Raw genomic sequence first — 16463 nt, 5'->3', positions numbered from 1 at the left:
TACTTGTTAGCGGCTTATTATTGAGTGGCTTGCTAAATTAGCCCGATAATAACACTCTCGATTTTTACACGGAGTGTCATCATGGCCGCAACCATTGAGCAAAAAGTTCAGCAGTTGTTGCTAGAGCATCGAGGTGAACGGATCATCAGCTTCGATTTTTCCGGGCGAAAGTACTGGTTGAAACAACCAGAGCAATTGCACGGCAGAATGCGTCTCCTTAAAGCTCATCCAGCGTCCTCCCTCGAACAAGAAAAATCCTGCCTATTACAATTGGCCGAACAACATGCGCCAGTGCCCAATGTTGTGTATGAACAACCTGGTTATATGGTGCTAGAAGATGTTGGCCCCACCTTGAAACAGTGGATAGCGCGCCAAGATCTGTCGGCCGATTTTCGACGTCAAGTGTTACTCGACAGCGCTGAGGCGCTCGCACAACTGCATCAATTGGGTTTGGCACACGGTCGACCCGCGCTACGCGATATCAGTTGGCAACAAGGTCGGGTCAGGTTTATCGATTTTGAAGCCAGAGCACCGCGAAAAGGGCTGTTGTACCAACACATTCGCGATTTGCTGGTGTATATCCACAGCCTTTATCGGTATCTCGGCCCCAATAACGCACTTATTACCGAGGTGGTTGCCCAGTATCGCCGTTGTGGTGGTGAGCGCATTTGGCAGGCGAGTAAAAGTTTTCTCGCTAGCTGGCAATGGTTGTATTACCTGATGAAGCCATTTCGTCATCGCGGTGGCCGCGATGTTACGCCGATTTTCTGGTTACTGTGGCATTTTCGTCATGTCTAACCTGGTAACCACAAGAGCAAAATTTATTTGCTCTTGTGGCGCAGGGTGTTTTTCTAAGATCCAAGCCACGGCAGTAATCGTTGACTTAGCTTAAGCGAACGTTGCCAACCAACGGATGAGCGATAGCGTAGGCGGAAAAAGGCTTGATAACATAACGGCACTAAATAAAGGCTGGTGGCGGTTGAAAACGCCAAGCCGCCAATAATGGCGATTGCCATTGGCGAGTAGGGTGGGCCTCCACCCCCTATCTGAGTGTCGCCCATAGCCAAAGGAACTAAGCCTAATATTGTGGTGCCAACCGTCATCAACACTGGGCGCAAACGAGTGATACAGACATCGGTAATGGTGCTTGATAACTCATCGAGTGCCGGCGTCATTTGGTTGATTTGATCGACCAATACAATGCCGTTATTAACCACAATGCCTAATAACACCAGTACCCCGATCATTGCCATCACCGACATGGGGGTAGCGGTTAGCCACAACGCCCAAAATACGCCAGTAATCGAAAACAGAATACTGGTAATAATGGCGCTAGGCAGTAGCAGTGATTCAAACAATGCCGCCATCACGATGTAAATCATCGCTACCGCCAATAGCATATTGACCATCATCACCGATTGTTCTTTATCTTGCTTCTCAAAACCGCCGCGAAGTGAATAGCCATAACCGGGCGGAAAATTCACATGTTCCATGGCTTGTTTAATCAACTGCTGCGCTTTATCCATCTCCAGTTTCTCGAGGTTGGCACCAATCGATAATGCGGTTTCACGGTTGTAGTGGCGAATGGCATCAAACCGCGGCTGAATTTGAATGTCAGCGAGCTGCGCTAGTGAGTAAATTCGACCATCAATGTTGGCAACAGGAAGATCTTTGAGGTGTTGCAGCGATTGTTGCCATGACTTGTCATACAGCAACTGAATCCGTAGCTCACCGCTTGGATCATGTCGAAATGAACGTAATTGTGAGCCCCTTAATGCAGTGGATACGGTACTGGCGATGTCACGTACTTTGAGGCCAAGTCGGGCAACACTGTCACGATTAACGTTAATAATGACTTCTTGTTGCTCACCGTTCAGCTCAGAACGCACATCTTGTAAACCGTCGATATTGGAGAGCAGTGGTAACACTTGCTCACTGATCTTAATGAGCTCGGCGGTAGACCTGCCGGTTAAGGTTACCCGTACACCCGAATTATCGTCGCCCCAACCAAATTGTGGTTTGGCAGCCGCTAAGCGAGGAAAACCTTCACGAATTTTCTTTTTTAACTCAGCGATATCCATGGGCAGATCTGGCAGCAATATGACACTGGAACTTGCCTCATCCGGTGAGTAAAAGCTGTACACGGTATCAATATGAAACGCTTCCTTGTTGGCATATAAATAGCTTTCCATCCGGTTTACCATCGCCTCAGTTACTGCCAAACTATGGCGACCTTCGACTTCATAATTGATGTAAAGTCGCTCTTTACTCTCACTGTCTTGGCTGTCCTTAGGCACCAAACTTAATGGCAGTGCCGTTGAGGCTAACAGCACTACAGCGATAAATGTGGAGAGTTTGGGATGGATTAACACCCATTTGAGTGACCGTTGATAGCCAAGCTGTAATCGGCTTTGTTTCGGCTCAGGGAGTGTGATTTTGCCATGTAGTCGAGATAGCAACAGCGGGATGAGGGTTTTAGCGACCAATAAACTCGCTGCCAACGAAATACAGATAGCCACCGCCACGTGTTCGAGAAATATCGTCAGTTCTACCTTTACGCCGAAGATATTCGGTAAAAATACGATGGCCGTTGTCAGTGTGCCTGCCATGACCGCCAGCGCCACTTTATTCACCCCAAGCAGCACTGTTTCATCGCCACGATCCTCTTTTTGCTGCTCCTGCAATACGCTTTCAGAGACGACCACCGCGTTATCAATCAACATGCCCACAGCCAACAACAGGCCCATCATCGACAGGACGTTGAGGCTGTAGCCGAGGAAATACATGCCCGCGAGTGTTAATCCAATCGAGATTGGCACAGAGGAAACGACCACAAGCGTCATTGGAATATTACGTAAGAACAGGTACAACACCGCAAATGATAGCAAAGCACCAATCAGGCCTGACATCAGCAGGTCATTGAGTGACGATTTTACTCCTTCGCCTTGGTTATCCATGATAAACAGCTTAATGCCCTGAAATTGGGGATCCTGTTTAACTTGGTTAATCACCGTCATGACTTTGTCTGATACGTCGACCAGATTAGCGCCAGATTCTTTGTAGATATCGAGTCCGACGGCGTATTTCTGATCCAGATGGCGTCCTACCGTCCGTTCTGGCAACGCGTAGAGCACATCGGCGATATCGCCAAGATGAATGCCGCGGGCGACGATTAGTGCTCGAATCTCATCAAGATCGCGAAACTCGCCTTTAGGCGACACTTGATAAACCACGCCGCTATCGCGTAGGGTACCGCCACTGACAATGAAGTTTTCGGCGAGCAGTTGGCTGCGCAACTGCGGCAGTTCAATGGTACTGGCGCTAAGTTTGTCGGCATCAATGCGCACTTCAATCTGCTTTTGCTCAACACCATAAAGAGTGACTTTTGATACGCCATCAACCCGCTCTAGTGGTACGCGCAGTTGTTTATCTAACAGGTCAAATGCGTTCGATAACTCCCGTTCGCTGGAGATGCGAATGTTCAACACCGGCATATCGGCGGTAGAAAATTGCTGGATCAGCACACGCTCTACATCATCGGGTAACAGATTTCTGACTTGATCGATTTTTTCGCGCGCCTCAAGACTCCGGGTGGCGACGTTTTCACCCCATTTCATCTCGATTTCGATTTCACTGCCATTTTGATTGGAATTAGATTTTAAAGTCTCAATCCCGCCCATGGTGGCCAGTGACTCTTCCAGCACGTTGGTAATATCGCGCTCGACTTCGGCTGGCGATGAGCCTTTGTACGGTACATTGATATAGATTTCAGGAATATCAATCCCTGGAAACATCTCGAGCGGTAACAAGCGAGAGGCGGCCATACCGAACAGCAATATTGCAGTGAAAAACATGCTGGTGGTCACTGGGCGTTTTAACGCTAAGCGAGTGAGGTTCATACGCTGACCTCCTGCTGAGTTGCGACATCATCAAAACGTTTGCGATCAAACATGGCATACAGCACGGGGATCACCACCAACGTTAGCAAGGTGGAGAGTGATAGACCAAAGATTACCGTGATAGCCATCGGTGCACGCACTTCTGCACCATCACCTAAACCTAATGCCATTGGCAGTAAGCCGAGATTGGTGGTCAAGGTGGTCATCAAAATTGGCCGCAGACGAGAAGCGCCGGCTTCTTTAATTGCGGCTAATTTGTCGACGCCCGCCATTCGCAACTGATTGATACGATCCACCAAAACGATGGCGTTGTTGACCACAATCCCCGCCAGCATGATGAGACCAATAAACACAATCACCGATAGCTGGCTGTTGGTGAGGTATAAGCCATAAATACTGCCGGACAGCGCAATGGGGACAGCCGCTAATATCAGCAGTGGGTGTAACAGCGATTCAAACTGGCTGGCCATCACCAGATAAACTAAGAATACCGCCAGCACCAGCGCAATCTTGAGTGAATCAAATGAGCTTTGCATCTCTTCATTCTGGCCACCAAAGCGGGTATGAATGGAGTTAGGCAATCCAAGTTTGGCAACAATCCCCCGTGCTTCTGCAACCGCCGCATCGAGATCTCCGCCAGTAATATCGGCCGAGACAATCGCCACCCGTTGTTGGCTGATGCGATTGATCGCAGAGGGGCCAATCGTCAGCTTGACATCGGCCACCGCCGATAACGGAATGGGGCGTTTACCATCAGGGTTAATCAGCATCGAATCGATATCGGTGATGTTGTTACGTTCACTCTCTTCGCTACGTACCAAAATATCGATTTTGCGTTCACGCAGGGTATATTTGCTGGCGACGGTTCCGCCCACCCGTTGTGCAATACGATTGGCAATTGTCGGTGCATCTAACCCCAGCGCGGCAATGCGGGCATGATCGAAGCGAATGCTAATTTCAGGTTGGCCGTCTTTTAACGAGGTGTTGATATCGGTATAAAGTGGATTGGCAGACATCGCATCGACCAAACGGTCGGCACTCTGTTTAAGCTGATCCAGCTCATAGCCGCTTAGCTCAATTTCAAGCGGTGTTTTAAAGGTAAACAGTTCGGGGAATTTTACCTTAGCCTCCAGCTCAGGAATGGCTCGGGCTTTTTGTCTCAGTTGTTCTGCTACTTGTTCAAAGGCGAGATGATCCGCCAATACTACCTGCAAACGGCCCCAATTTTCGCCACCACGGCTGGTATCTGAGGTCATCAAACCACCGCTACCAGCTTGAGTGTAGGCATGTTTAACCGCTGGATTGTCGGCGATTTCACTTGCAAGTTGCTGCAATACGTTATCAGTTTGTGAGACTTCAGTGCCGGGTGGTAGCAGTATCTCTACGTAGAATTCACCTTGGTTCATTGGGGGGATCAGCCCGGTACCTAAGCGAGACAGCATAAGCCCGGCAGATGCAGTAAATACGATGGCTATTGCGAGGGTGATTCCTTTGTGCGCCAATGCACTATTTAGCAGTGGGCGATAAAGTTTTGCCAATCCTTGATAGGCGAGGTTAAAACCCATTACCAATGGCTTCATAAGCCATGAGGCAAGCCATGCAACAAGGCGAGTGACGGTCAAGATGAAGGTAGTGAGTAACTGAGGCAATAGGTTAAACAACAGCTTGAACGGAAAGCCAATAACTTTAACTGTGTAGAACCCCAATTTAGCCCAACGCGTAGTAGGTATCGGTTGCGGCATTTGCGGCTCAGCAACCGCATCCCCTTTAAAGCCTTGGCGAGAAGCCAACATTGGGATTGAGGTCATCGCCACCAATAATGAAGCTAATAGGGCGAAGGTGACGGTAAGCGCTTGATCAGCAAACAGTGCCCCGGCGATGCCATCCACAAAAATAAGTGGCACAAACACCGCAAGCGTCGTCAGTGTTGAGGCGGTGATCGCACCCGCAACTTCCTTGGTGCCATTGATAGCCGCATCGACTTTATTCATGCCTTGAGTTTTACAGCGGTCGATATTTTCCAGCACTACAATGGCGTTATCAACCAGTAAGCCCACCGCTAGGGCGATACCGCCGAGCGACATAATGTTGAGGCTGATACCCGCAAAGTACATCATGTTAAAGGTGGCGATCACCGAAAACGGAATCGAAATCGAAATAATCAGTGTCGGCACGATATCGCGCAAAAAAAGATAGATAACCAGCATCGCTAAGATGCTGCCGATTAACGCCGACGAGGTGACTTCACTTACGGCACTCTGAATAAAGTCAGACTGATCGTAGATCACCTCTGGTTGCATCTGGTTGGCATTTTGGCTGTCTTGCTTCAACTTTGCTAAGCGCTGTTTTACTTGGTCGGCAACGGCGACAGTATTGGCATCGCCTTCTTTGTAAAGCGCGAGCTCGATGGATTCTTTGCCGTTAATGCGGGTGATATCGCTGCGCTCTTTAAAGCCGTCGGTGACCTCCGCAATATCACCTAAGCGCACTAAGGTTGCGCCTTGTTTGTAGACAATAATGTCAGCAAGTTCAGCCAATGATTGGAACTGATTAACGGTGCGCACCAAAAATTCGCGGTCGCCTTGTACCACTTTACCTGCAGACAGGTTGATGTTTTCAGCGGCAATGCGACTACGAATGTCATCCGAAGACAGGCTTAGTTGTGCAAGTTTCTGTTGATTAAGCAGAATGTGGACTTCCTGCTCCAACCCGCCAGATAAGCGCACGGACGCAACACCCGGTAAAGATTCTAACTCGCGTTTTAGCTCTTCCTCAGCGTAAGTGCGCAGCTGTTTGAGTTCCTTCTCTGTCGCAGATTTTGCCGGCAGCGCGAGTCGCATGATCGGGTCAAGATTGGGGTTAAACCTTAGCAGCAGCGGTTTATCAATATCGAGGGGTAACTCAATGGTGTCGAGCTTTTCCCGCACTTCTAAGCCCGCCATGTCCATTTGGGTGCCCCATTCAAATTCCAGCACCACATCTGACATGCCTGAGCGAGAAACAGAGCTTATTTTTCGCAGACCTTTCACGATACCCACGGCTTCTTCAATGGGTTTGCTGACCAATTGTTCGACTTCAACGGGCGCGGCACCATCGTATTGAGTCCGAATCGTCAGCGTTGGGTAGCTCAGATCTGGGAGTAGGGTGACTGCAAGTCTGGAAAAGCCCACCATGCCAAATAGCATAATCGCGAGCATAAACATCCATACGGTGACGGGACGCCGCACCGATACATTAATTACTGACATTGTGCTTTCCTTGCGATTATTTAGCGGCGGTAAGCTTGAGTGGGCTTAACACTTCGACTTGTGATTGGTCTTTGAGGTTATGCTGACCGCGCACAACAATCTGTTCACCAACTTTAATCCCCGATTGGATTTCGACACGATTGTCTTCGCGGTAACCTAGCGAGACTTCACGGCGTAATGCTTTGCCATCTTCTACCACATACAAGGTTTGTACATCGTCTTGATTGACGACAGCGTTGAATGGCACCACCGCCACATCACTATGTGTATCGTATTTAAGTTGCACATTGGCATACATGCCCGCTTTTAACTTTTGTGCTTGGTTAGGAATGGTCAAGGTCACTTTAAAGGTACCGCTATCGCTGTCGATAACGGGACTGATGCGCAGTACCGACGCTGAGAACACTTCACCACGCTTATTCGGTTGCACTATTGCTTCTTGACCGAGTTTCAAGCTGGTGAGTTGTTGCTCGGGTAAATGGACGATGCCATATAGCTCATCTTGACTGACAACGTAAAACAGTTGGTCGAACTCTTTGGCCATGTTGCCTTGCTTGACGTAGCGGGTTGCGATCACGCCATCGATTGGCGAGCGAATTTCACTTTCAGTGACTTGTAGTTGCGCTAAGTCGCGCTGTGCTTTTGCTGCTTTTAGATTGTATTCAAGCTTAGCTAAACTGTCGGCGCTGATGAACTCACGGTTATTCATCCTTTTCAAACGCTCTAGCTCTTGCTCAATGATTTTTACTTCAGCTGTAGAACGTTCCAATTCGTAGTACTGACGACGCGCATCGATTTTGGCTAACAGCTGACCTTTGCTAACTCTGTCGCCTTCCTCAACATACAATTGCTCAATCAGTCCCGCAATGCGGGTAGTTACGCCAGCTTCCTCGGGCGCTTCGAGTGTGGCAGTGGTGTTATAGAACGAGGAAATGTGGCCTTGAGTAACGGCCGCAGTTTCAACTGGAATCGCGTAGCTCTCTTCTTTTTTTGTTTGTTCTTGCTCGCCGCAGCCAGTCAACATAAAGCCAATAACTAGCGCACTGATAACAGGTTTAAAAAATGATGGTTGGCGTTTCATGAGAAAGTCCCTATTAAAATCGTCAACGAGTATAAGCAAACTGGATGCCAATAATTATTTACGTTTACAATCAATGAGTTGGATTGTATTTGGCTAAATAATTTTACTTTTAGTGCTAACAGTTAGTGAAACTTTTCAGTTGTTAGCGATTTTCACCATTTTTCGTAATGGATGTTAAGTGTAGGTGACAAATGAGCAGGGCAAGGATTGATAGGGCGGATAACGGCAATAAAAAAGGCGCTGAAAGCGCCTTTTTTGAAGTGGGTAAGTGATTAGCGGTCAGACAACTTAATGAAGTCACGTTCAGCTTCACCAGTATAAAGTTGGCGAGGACGGCTAATTTTATGACCTGGTTGATCCAGCATCTCTTTCCAATGGGCAATCCAGCCTACAGTACGTGCCAACGCAAAGATCACGGTGAACATACTGGTCGGAATACCAATGGCTTTCATGATAATGCCAGAGTAGAAGTCGACGTTTGGATACAGTTTCTTAGAGATGAAGTATTCATCTTCAAGCGCAATGCGTTCCAGTTCCATCGCAACATCCAACAATGGGTCATCCACTTTCAGTTCAGTTAACACTTCGTGGCAAGTCTCGCGCATCACTTTAGCGCGTGGGTCGAAGTTCTTATAAACCCGGTGACCAAAGCCCATCAGACGGAATGGATCATTCTTGTCTTTTGCTTTTTCGATGAATTCAGGAATGCGATCAACACTGCCAATCTCTTCCAACATCTTCAAGCAAGCTTCGTTAGCTCCACCATGCGCCGGACCCCACAGTGACGCAATACCCGCAGCGATACATGCAAATGGGTTAGCACCCGATGAACCCGCAAGACGCACAGTAGAAGTAGAGGCGTTTTGTTCGTGGTCAGCGTGCAGAATAAAGATACGATCCATCGCACGTTCAATGATTGGGTTAACTTGGTATGGTTCACAAGGTACGCCAAACATCATCGACAAGAAGTTACCGCTGTAACTGAGGTCATTACGTGGATATTGGAACGGTTGGCCAACTGAGTACTTGTAGCACATAGCCGCTAACGTTGGCATTTTCGACACTAAACGATAGGCCGCGATTTCACGGTGTTTAGGGTCGGCAACGTCTAATGAATCCTGGTAGAACGACGCCAAAGCTCCTGTCACACCACATAGCATTGCCATCGGGTGCGCATCGCGGCGGAAACCGCGGAAGAAAAATTCTACTTGTTGATGAACCATGGTGTGGTTGCGGACCGTTTTAGCGAATTTTTCATACTGATCTTTTGTAGGGAGCTCTCCGTACAACAACAGGTAGCAAAGATCTAGATAGCTAGACTCGACTGCGAGTTGATCGATTGGATAACCACGGTGCAACAAGATACCTTTGTCGCCATCAATAAAAGTAATGGCAGATTCGCATGATGCGGTGGCAAGAAAACCTGGGTCGAAGGTAAAGTACCCTTTACTGCCTAATTTGCTGATATCGATCACATCGAAACCAGCGGTGCCTTGTTTTACTGGCAGTTCGATCGAGTCACTTCCTGGAAGTTCCAATTTGGCTACTAATTCAGCCATAACCCGTTCTCCTTACTTCATTTTATTGTGAGTGCGGCGTAACAAATTTGAATTACTGTACAAGTAATCTAGATCACATTTCAATTTAATTGGGCGTTTAAATTCGTTAGACAATAGTATAGGTCTGACCAATTTCCCTGTAGTGACTTATACTTACGATTAAAAGTTTCAAAAAAAAATAAAATTCCCAATATGTGATGTTTGTATTTGACTTTTTCGACGAGTATACTTGCCTCGGTTCAAAAGGGCTGCATTTTAGTAGCCGAATTCATAAAGTTTTACTGAATGAATTACTAAAGTAGTCAATCAGTTAGTTGATTGTTCAACCTAGTCCATTTGCCGAAAGTACGATGTGATCTACATCACAAGTTGTCCTCGCTAGAAGGACATTTCGCATAACAAAAAATGCTCAATGGAGCTGAGTGAGCAGAACGTGAAAAAGCAAAGACCTGTCCATTTAGATTTGCAGACGATTCGCTTTCCGGCGACTGCAATTGCGTCCATTCTCCACCGGGTATCCGGTGTCATTATGCTGTTTGCTGTTGGCGTGCTTTTGTGGTTGCTCAATGCATCCCTGAAGTCTCCAGAAGGCTTTCAGTATGTGCAATCACTGCTTGATAGCTTCTTCGTGAAGTTCATCGTTTGGGGAATCCTTACCGCACTGGGTTATCACTTATTAGGTGGCTTGCGTCACTTGGTAATGGACACTGGTCGTTGGGAAGAGTTGGCGTCAGGTAAGGCGTCAGCGAAGGCAGTTTTTGTACTTGCCATCATCTTTTCGATTCTGGCGGGGGTTTGGGTATGGTAACCAATGCAGCATCGTTTGGACGCAGTGGTGTCCATGACTTTATTATGTTGCGCGCAAGCGCAGTAGTTTTAGCCTGTTATACCTTGTTCTTGGTGGCATTCGCCGCTTTCAGTAATCCTCTCACTTATGAAGTTTGGCATGGCTTATTTGCCAGCTTGCCAATGAAAGTGTTTACCTTGCTGGCATTAATTGCGCTGCTAATCCACGCCTGGATTGGGGTGTGGCAAGTACTGACCGACTACGTTAAATGCGTTTCTTTACGTGGTGTACTTCAGTTTGTTTTTGTCGTGACAGCCTTTGCATATTTGGCGAGCGGCATTCTGATTGTGTGGGGTGTATAAGTGGCTATTCAGGTAAGAGAGTTTGATGCGGTCGTTATCGGTGCTGGTGGCGCTGGTATGCGAGCTGCACTGCAGATTTCTAAGGAAGGCAAAAGCTGCGCGCTGCTGTCAAAAGTATTTCCAACACGTTCTCACACTGTGTCTGCGCAGGGCGGTATTACAGTTGCATTGGGTAATGCCCATGAAGACAACTGGGAATACCACATGTATGACACAGTGAAAGGCTCTGATTTTATCGGTGACCAAGACGCTATCGAATATATGTGTCAAACCGGTCCTGAAGCCATTATTGAACTTGAGCATATGGGTTTGCCATTCTCTCGTTTCGATGACGGCACTATCTACCAACGCCCTTTCGGTGGTCAGTCTAAAAACTTCGGTGGTGAGCAAGCTGCGCGTACTGCGGCTGCCGCTGACCGTACCGGCCATGCATTGCTTCACTGCTTGTACCAGCAGAACGTAAAAAACAAAACTCAAGTGTTTTCTGAGTGGTACGCACTTGATCTGGTCAAGAACGAAGACGGTGTTATCGTTGGTTGTACTGCACTAGAAATCGAAACAGGCGAAGTCGTTTATTTCAAAGCCAAAGCAACTGTACTGGCAACCGGTGGTGCAGGTCGTATCTTTGCCTCTACTACCAACGCGCACATCAACACGGGTGACGGTGTTGGTATGGCTGCCCGTGCCGGTGTGCAACTGCAAGACATGGAAATGTGGCAGTTCCACCCAACGGGTATCGCTGGGGCTGGTGTGCTGGTAACTGAAGGTTGTCGTGGTGAAGGTGGTTACCTGCTGAATAAAGATGGCGAGCGCTTCATGGAGCGTTATGCGCCAAACGCGAAAGACTTGGCATCACGTGATGTGGTTGCACGTTCAATGATGACCGAAATTCGTGAAGGTCGTGGTTGCACCGATGGTGGTTTGCCACCACATATCAAATTGAAACTGGATCATTTGGGTAAAGAAACTCTCGAAGCGCGTTTGCCAGGTGTTTGTGAATTGTCTCGTACCTTCGCACACATCGATCCAGCGGATGGTCCAATCCCAGTAATTCCAACTTGTCACTATATGATGGGTGGTCTGCCAACACGTGTTACTGGTCAAGTTATCCATAAAGATACCGACGGCACAGAAAAAGATGTGGTTGGTTTGTTTGCAGTAGGCGAAATTGCCTGCGTATCTGTACACGGTGCGAACCGTTTGGGTGGTAACTCACTGCTCGACTTGGTGGTATTTGGTCGTGCAGCAGGTCAACACTTGGGTGCAGCTCTTGAACAGATGGATACGCCAAAACCTGCATCTGAAGCTGATATTGCGAAATCTCTGGCGCGTTTGAATCGTTGGGAAAGCAATAAAGACGGTGAAGATCCAGTTCAAATTCGTAAAGACATGCAGATGTGTATGCAACTGCACTTCTCGGTATTCCGCAGCGGTAACGCAATGGCGGAAGGCTTGGAAGAGTTGAAAGCGATTCGTGAGCGTTTGGCTAATGCTAAGTTGTCTGATAATTCGAAAGAATTTAATACTCAGCGTATCGAATGTCTCGAACTCGATAACCTGATGGCAACCGCTATTGCTTCAGCTTATGCCGCTAACTTCCGTACGGAAAGCCGCGGTGCACATAGCCGTGAAGATTTCCCAGAGCGTGATGATGAAAACTGGTTGTGTCACAGTCTGTTTGACCCAGTGACTGAAACCATGGATCGCCGTGCAGTCAACATGGCACCAAAATCACGTGAAGCCTTCCCTCCGAAGAAACGTACCTACTAAGGAGTCGCGAGATGAAATTAGACATTGCAGTTTATCGCTACAATCCTGATGTAGATAAAAAGCCCTACATGAAGGATTACCAACTGGAAATTCCAGATGGCTCGGACATGATGATGTTGGATGTGTTGATGCGATTGAAAGAGCAAGATCCAACGTTAGCGTTCCGTCGTTCATGTCGTGAAGGGGTTTGCGGCTCTGACGGTATGAACATGAACGGTAAGAATGGTCTTGCCTGTATTACCCCTGTTTCAACCTTTAAAGGTAAGAAACTGGAGATCAGACCACTACCAGGGATGCCGGTTGTTCGTGATTTAATTGTTGATTTAAGTCAGTTTTATAAGCAATACGAAAAGATTAAGCCATACTTAATCAATGACGATAAGCAACCAGCACGTGAGCATTTGCAATCTCCTGAAGAGCGCGCACACTTGGATGGTCTGTATGAATGTATCATGTGTGCTTGTTGTTCTACGGCTTGTCCTTCGTTCTGGTGGAACCCTGATAAATTCGTTGGCCCAAGCGGCTTGTTGCACGCTTATCGCTTCTTGATTGATAGTCGCGATACTGCAACTGAAGAGCGTTTATCAGAACTAGACGATGCATACAGTGTATTCCGTTGCCACGGCATTATGAATTGTGTTGATGTCTGTCCTAAAGGGCTTAACCCTACTAAAGCGATTGGACACATCAAGTCTATGTTGCTGAATCGGGCGGTATAAATGCAGCAAGACGGGCAAGCATTCATAATGATATAGCTCGTGCGGGAGTCACTTTCTCATGTGCAGGGAGTGGCTCTCTTTCGTGTGTAAAGGACGACAAGTTGATTGCAAGAAATGGAACGAAATTCATGTAGTCAGTTTCAGTGAAGTAGCTGAATTAAAGCGATGCACATATACCAAGATTGAAAGGAATAAAAATGCACCAAGGCATCATGAAAGCTTGGCTCGAATCGTCTCACTTGAGTGGGGCAAACTCGGCCTATGTAGAAGAGATGTATGAAGCCTATCAAGAAGACCCCAGTGCAGTCTCTGACGACTGGCGTGCCGTCTTTGATAATCTCCCACCAGTAAATGGTACCGATACCAGCGTACCAGAACCTGCCCATTCCAAAATTCGTGATTATTTCAGAGCGTTAGCGAGCGACAGTCGAACTAAGACTACCAGCCGCGTCACAGACCCTGATCTCGATGCGAAACAGGTTAAAGTGCTGCAGTTAATCAACGCTTACCGCTTCCGCGGTCACCAAAATGCCAATTTAGACCCATTGGCCTTGTGGAAGCGTGACGCTGTTGCCGAACTCGACCCAGCATTCCACGGCCTAGGTGCCGAAGATATGGATCGCGAGTTCAATACAGGTTCTTTCGCCTACGGTAATGGCACCATGAAGCTCCGTGACTTGGTTAAGGCGCTTAAAGCGACTTACACCGAATCTATCGGCGCCGAATACATGCACATTACCGACACCGAAGAGAAGCGTTGGATCCAGCATCAGATCGAATCTTCTTTAGGTAAGGCAGCCTATTCAACAGCTGTGAAAGCACGTTTGTTGGAAGGTTTGAACGCTGCCGAAGGGATGGAAAAATATCTTGGTGCAAAATTCCCTGGCGCAAAACGTTTCTCGCTTGAAGGCGGTGATTCATTAGTGCCAATGCTGCGTGAAATCATCTATCGCGCTGGTGAAGCTGGTACTAAAGAGATTGTTATCGGTATGGCGCACCGTGGTCGTCTAAACGTGCTGGTGAATATTCTTGGTAAACGTCCAGCAGAGCTGTTTGACGAATTCGCCGGTAAGCATCATGAGGACGGTTTAGGCTCTGGTGACGTTAAATACCACCAAGGTTTCTCTTCTGATTTTGAAACCCCCGGTGGTAATGTGCATTTGGCGTTGGCGTTTAACCCATCGCACCTCGAAATTGTTAACCCAGTGGTGATGGGCTCTGTGCGCGCACGTCTAGACCGCCGTGGTAGTGACGATGGCTTGCAAGTGATGCCAATCACCATTCATGGTGACTCGGCCATTGCTGGTCAAGGTATTGTGCAAGAAACCTTTAACATGTCGCAGACTCGGGCATTTAAAGTGGGCGGTTCAATCCGTATCGTAGTGAACAACCAAGTGGGTTTTACTACCTCTAACCATCATGATACCCGTTCAACAGAATACTGTACTGACATTGCTAAGATGGTTCAGGCGCCAATCTTCCACGTCAATGGTGATGACCCTGAAGCCGTTGCTTTCATCTCTCAAGTGGCGGTTGATTACCGTAACACCTTCAAACGTGATGTGGTGATTGAACTGGTATGTTATCGCCGTCATGGTCATAACGAAGCTGATGAGCCAAGTGCAACTCAGCCAATGATGTACACCAAGATTAAAAAGCATCCAACAACGCGTAAGATTTACGCCGATCGTCTGGTTGAAGAAAAATCCTTGGGCGCTGACGATGTTACTGGCTTAGTCAACGATTATCGCGATGCCTTGGATAAAGGGGATTGCGTGGTCAAAGAGTGGCGTCCAATGACGTTGCACACCGTTGACTGGTCACCTTATCTGAATCGCGAATGGGATGAAGCGTATAACGGTTCTATCGGTTTAGATCATATTAAAGAGTTGGCAGCAAAAATTAGCTATGTGCCTGAAACCCATAAACTGCATAGCCGTGTTGAAAAGATTTATACCGATCGTGGTGCCATGGCAAAAGGTGAAAAGCTGCTGGATTGGGGCTTTGCTGAAACTTTAGCTTACGCCACAATTTTGGAAGATAAAAAGCGTGTCCGTATCACCGGGCAAGACTCCGGTCGCGGTACCTTCTTCCATCGTCATGCCGTGTTACATAATCAAAATGATGGCACGACTTATCTGCCATTACGCCACGTGGCTGACAAAGAAGGGCCGTTTGATGTCAACGACTCTGTGTTGTCAGAAGCCTCAGTACTGGCCTTTGAATATGGTTATGCCACCGCGGAACCTGCTGGTTTGACGATTTGGGAAGCGCAATTTGGTGACTTTGCCAACTGTGCACAGGTGGTCATTGACCAATTCTTGTCTTCTGGTGAGCAGAAGTGGGGCCGTTTGTGTGGTTTGACGCTGTTGTTGCCACATGGTTATGAAGGTCAAGGTCCTGAACACTCATCTGCACGTCTGGAACGTTTCCTTCAATTGTGTGCAAACCACAATATGCAGGTATGTATTCCATCTACGCCTGCACAGGTTTACCACATGCTGCGTCGTCAGGTAGTGCGTCCTATGCGTCGTCCTCTGGTGGTGATGTCGCCTAAGTCGCTGTTGCGTCACCCAATGGCCGTATCTTCACTGGAAGAGTTGGCAGAAGGTTGTTTCCGCAACGTGATTGGTGAAGTAGACCCACTTGAACCTGCAAAAGTCGATCGTGTGGTTTTCTGTAGCGGTAAAGTTTACTACGACTTGCTTGATCGTCGTCGTAAAGAAAATATCGATAATGTTGCGATTGTTCGCGTGGAACAGCTTTATCCGTTCCCGCATGAAGAGTTAGAAGCAGTGTTAGCCGATTATCAACATGTGAAAGATTTCGTTTGGTGCCAGGAAGAGCCTCAGAACCAAGGTGCATGGTATTGCAGTCAGCACCATTTCTGGACTTCGATTCCAAAAGGAGCCCAATTGAGCTATGCCGGCAGGGAAGCGTCTGCAGCACCAGCTTGTGGTTATCCGGAATTGCATACGCGCCAGCAGGAATCTCTGATCGTAAGCGCATTAAATCTGAAGTAATAAATTTATATAAAA

10 protein-coding genes are annotated in these 16463 nt (G+C 47.7%); 6 read left to right on the top strand and 4 right to left on the bottom strand.

The features are described 5' to 3' along the window. Positions 1-81: 81 nt before the first annotated feature. Positions 82-798 carry a phosphotransferase gene (locus JYB87_RS11510; protein WP_207353637.1) on the top strand — a complete coding sequence of 239 codons (717 nt, stop codon included), beginning with the start codon at positions 82-84 and terminating at the stop codon, positions 796-798. A 53-nt stretch (positions 799-851) separates the two neighbouring features. Here JYB87_RS11510 and JYB87_RS11505 read toward each other — a convergent pair whose 3' ends face one another. The 4 genes from JYB87_RS11505 to JYB87_RS11490 all read right to left on the bottom strand — a co-directional run bounded on the left by JYB87_RS11505 (position 852) and on the right by JYB87_RS11490 (position 9787). Next, complete coding sequence (locus JYB87_RS11505) at positions 852-3899, bottom strand: efflux RND transporter permease subunit (RefSeq protein ID WP_207353636.1); 3048 nt, start codon at positions 3897-3899, stop codon at positions 852-854. Next, on the bottom strand, positions 3896-7147 hold the full coding sequence (locus tag JYB87_RS11500; protein WP_207353635.1) for an efflux RND transporter permease subunit: 3252 nt from the start codon (positions 7145-7147) through the stop codon (positions 3896-3898). The genes JYB87_RS11505 and JYB87_RS11500 overlap by 4 nt, the downstream gene beginning before the upstream one ends. A 16-nt stretch (positions 7148-7163) precedes the next feature. Continuing rightward, positions 7164-8228 carry an efflux RND transporter periplasmic adaptor subunit gene (locus tag JYB87_RS11495; RefSeq protein WP_207353634.1) on the bottom strand — a complete coding sequence of 355 codons (1065 nt, stop codon included), beginning with the start codon at positions 8226-8228 and terminating at the stop codon, positions 7164-7166. Between the two features lie 272 nt (positions 8229-8500). Next, entirely contained in the window at positions 8501-9787 is a 1287-nt protein-coding gene (locus JYB87_RS11490; protein WP_207353633.1) for a citrate synthase, read from the bottom strand. Positions 9788-10199: 412 nt separating this feature from the next. Between JYB87_RS11490 and sdhC the strand changes: the two genes are divergently transcribed. From sdhC to sucA, 5 genes are all read left to right on the top strand, one after another. Beyond that, a complete protein-coding gene (gene sdhC / locus JYB87_RS11485; protein ID WP_207353632.1) occupies positions 10200-10595 on the top strand; it encodes a succinate dehydrogenase cytochrome b556 subunit in 396 nt (131 codons plus the stop codon). After that, on the top strand, positions 10589-10936 hold the full coding sequence (gene sdhD / locus JYB87_RS11480; RefSeq protein ID WP_207353631.1) for a succinate dehydrogenase, hydrophobic membrane anchor protein: 348 nt from the start codon (positions 10589-10591) through the stop codon (positions 10934-10936). Before sdhC ends, sdhD begins: the two co-directional genes overlap by 7 nt. Next, positions 10937-12706 carry a succinate dehydrogenase flavoprotein subunit gene (gene sdhA, locus JYB87_RS11475; protein WP_207353630.1) on the top strand — a complete coding sequence of 590 codons (1770 nt, stop codon included), beginning with the start codon at positions 10937-10939 and terminating at the stop codon, positions 12704-12706. It begins immediately after the preceding gene. A gap of 11 nt (positions 12707-12717) precedes the next feature. Beyond that, positions 12718-13425 (top strand): succinate dehydrogenase iron-sulfur subunit, encoded by a 708-nt coding sequence (locus JYB87_RS11470; protein ID WP_207353629.1) that lies wholly within the window; start codon positions 12718-12720, stop codon positions 13423-13425. Between the two features lie 197 nt (positions 13426-13622). Next, positions 13623-16448 carry a 2-oxoglutarate dehydrogenase E1 component gene (gene sucA, locus JYB87_RS11465; RefSeq protein ID WP_207353628.1) on the top strand — a complete coding sequence of 942 codons (2826 nt, stop codon included), beginning with the start codon at positions 13623-13625 and terminating at the stop codon, positions 16446-16448. Positions 16449-16463 lie beyond the last annotated feature (15 nt).

This window comes from Shewanella avicenniae (assembly GCF_017354945.1).
Lineage (GTDB): Bacteria > Pseudomonadota > Gammaproteobacteria > Enterobacterales > Shewanellaceae > Shewanella > Shewanella avicenniae.
This window is presented reverse-complemented; position numbering and strand designations above follow the sequence as displayed.

What these genes read in the sequence shown, in the direction of transcription:
- JYB87_RS11510 (WP_207353637.1), top strand. Translation starts at nt 82, where the DNA reads ATGGCCGCAACCATTGAGCAAAAAGTTCAGCAGTTGTTGCTAGAGCAT.
- JYB87_RS11505 (WP_207353636.1), bottom strand. Translation starts at nt 3,899, where the DNA reads ATGAACCTCACTCGCTTAGCGTTAAAACGCCCAGTGACCACCAGCATG.
- JYB87_RS11500 (WP_207353635.1), bottom strand. Translation starts at nt 7,147, where the DNA reads ATGTCAGTAATTAATGTATCGGTGCGGCGTCCCGTCACCGTATGGATG.
- JYB87_RS11495 (WP_207353634.1), bottom strand. Translation starts at nt 8,228, where the DNA reads ATGAAACGCCAACCATCATTTTTTAAACCTGTTATCAGTGCGCTAGTT.
- JYB87_RS11490 (WP_207353633.1), bottom strand. Translation starts at nt 9,787, where the DNA reads ATGGCTGAATTAGTAGCCAAATTGGAACTTCCAGGAAGTGACTCGATC.
- sdhC (WP_207353632.1), top strand. Translation starts at nt 10,200, where the DNA reads ATGGAGCTGAGTGAGCAGAACGTGAAAAAGCAAAGACCTGTCCATTTA.
- sdhD (WP_207353631.1), top strand. Translation starts at nt 10,589, where the DNA reads ATGGTAACCAATGCAGCATCGTTTGGACGCAGTGGTGTCCATGACTTT.
- JYB87_RS11470 (WP_207353629.1), top strand. Translation starts at nt 12,718, where the DNA reads ATGAAATTAGACATTGCAGTTTATCGCTACAATCCTGATGTAGATAAA.
- sucA (WP_207353628.1), top strand. Translation starts at nt 13,623, where the DNA reads ATGCACCAAGGCATCATGAAAGCTTGGCTCGAATCGTCTCACTTGAGT.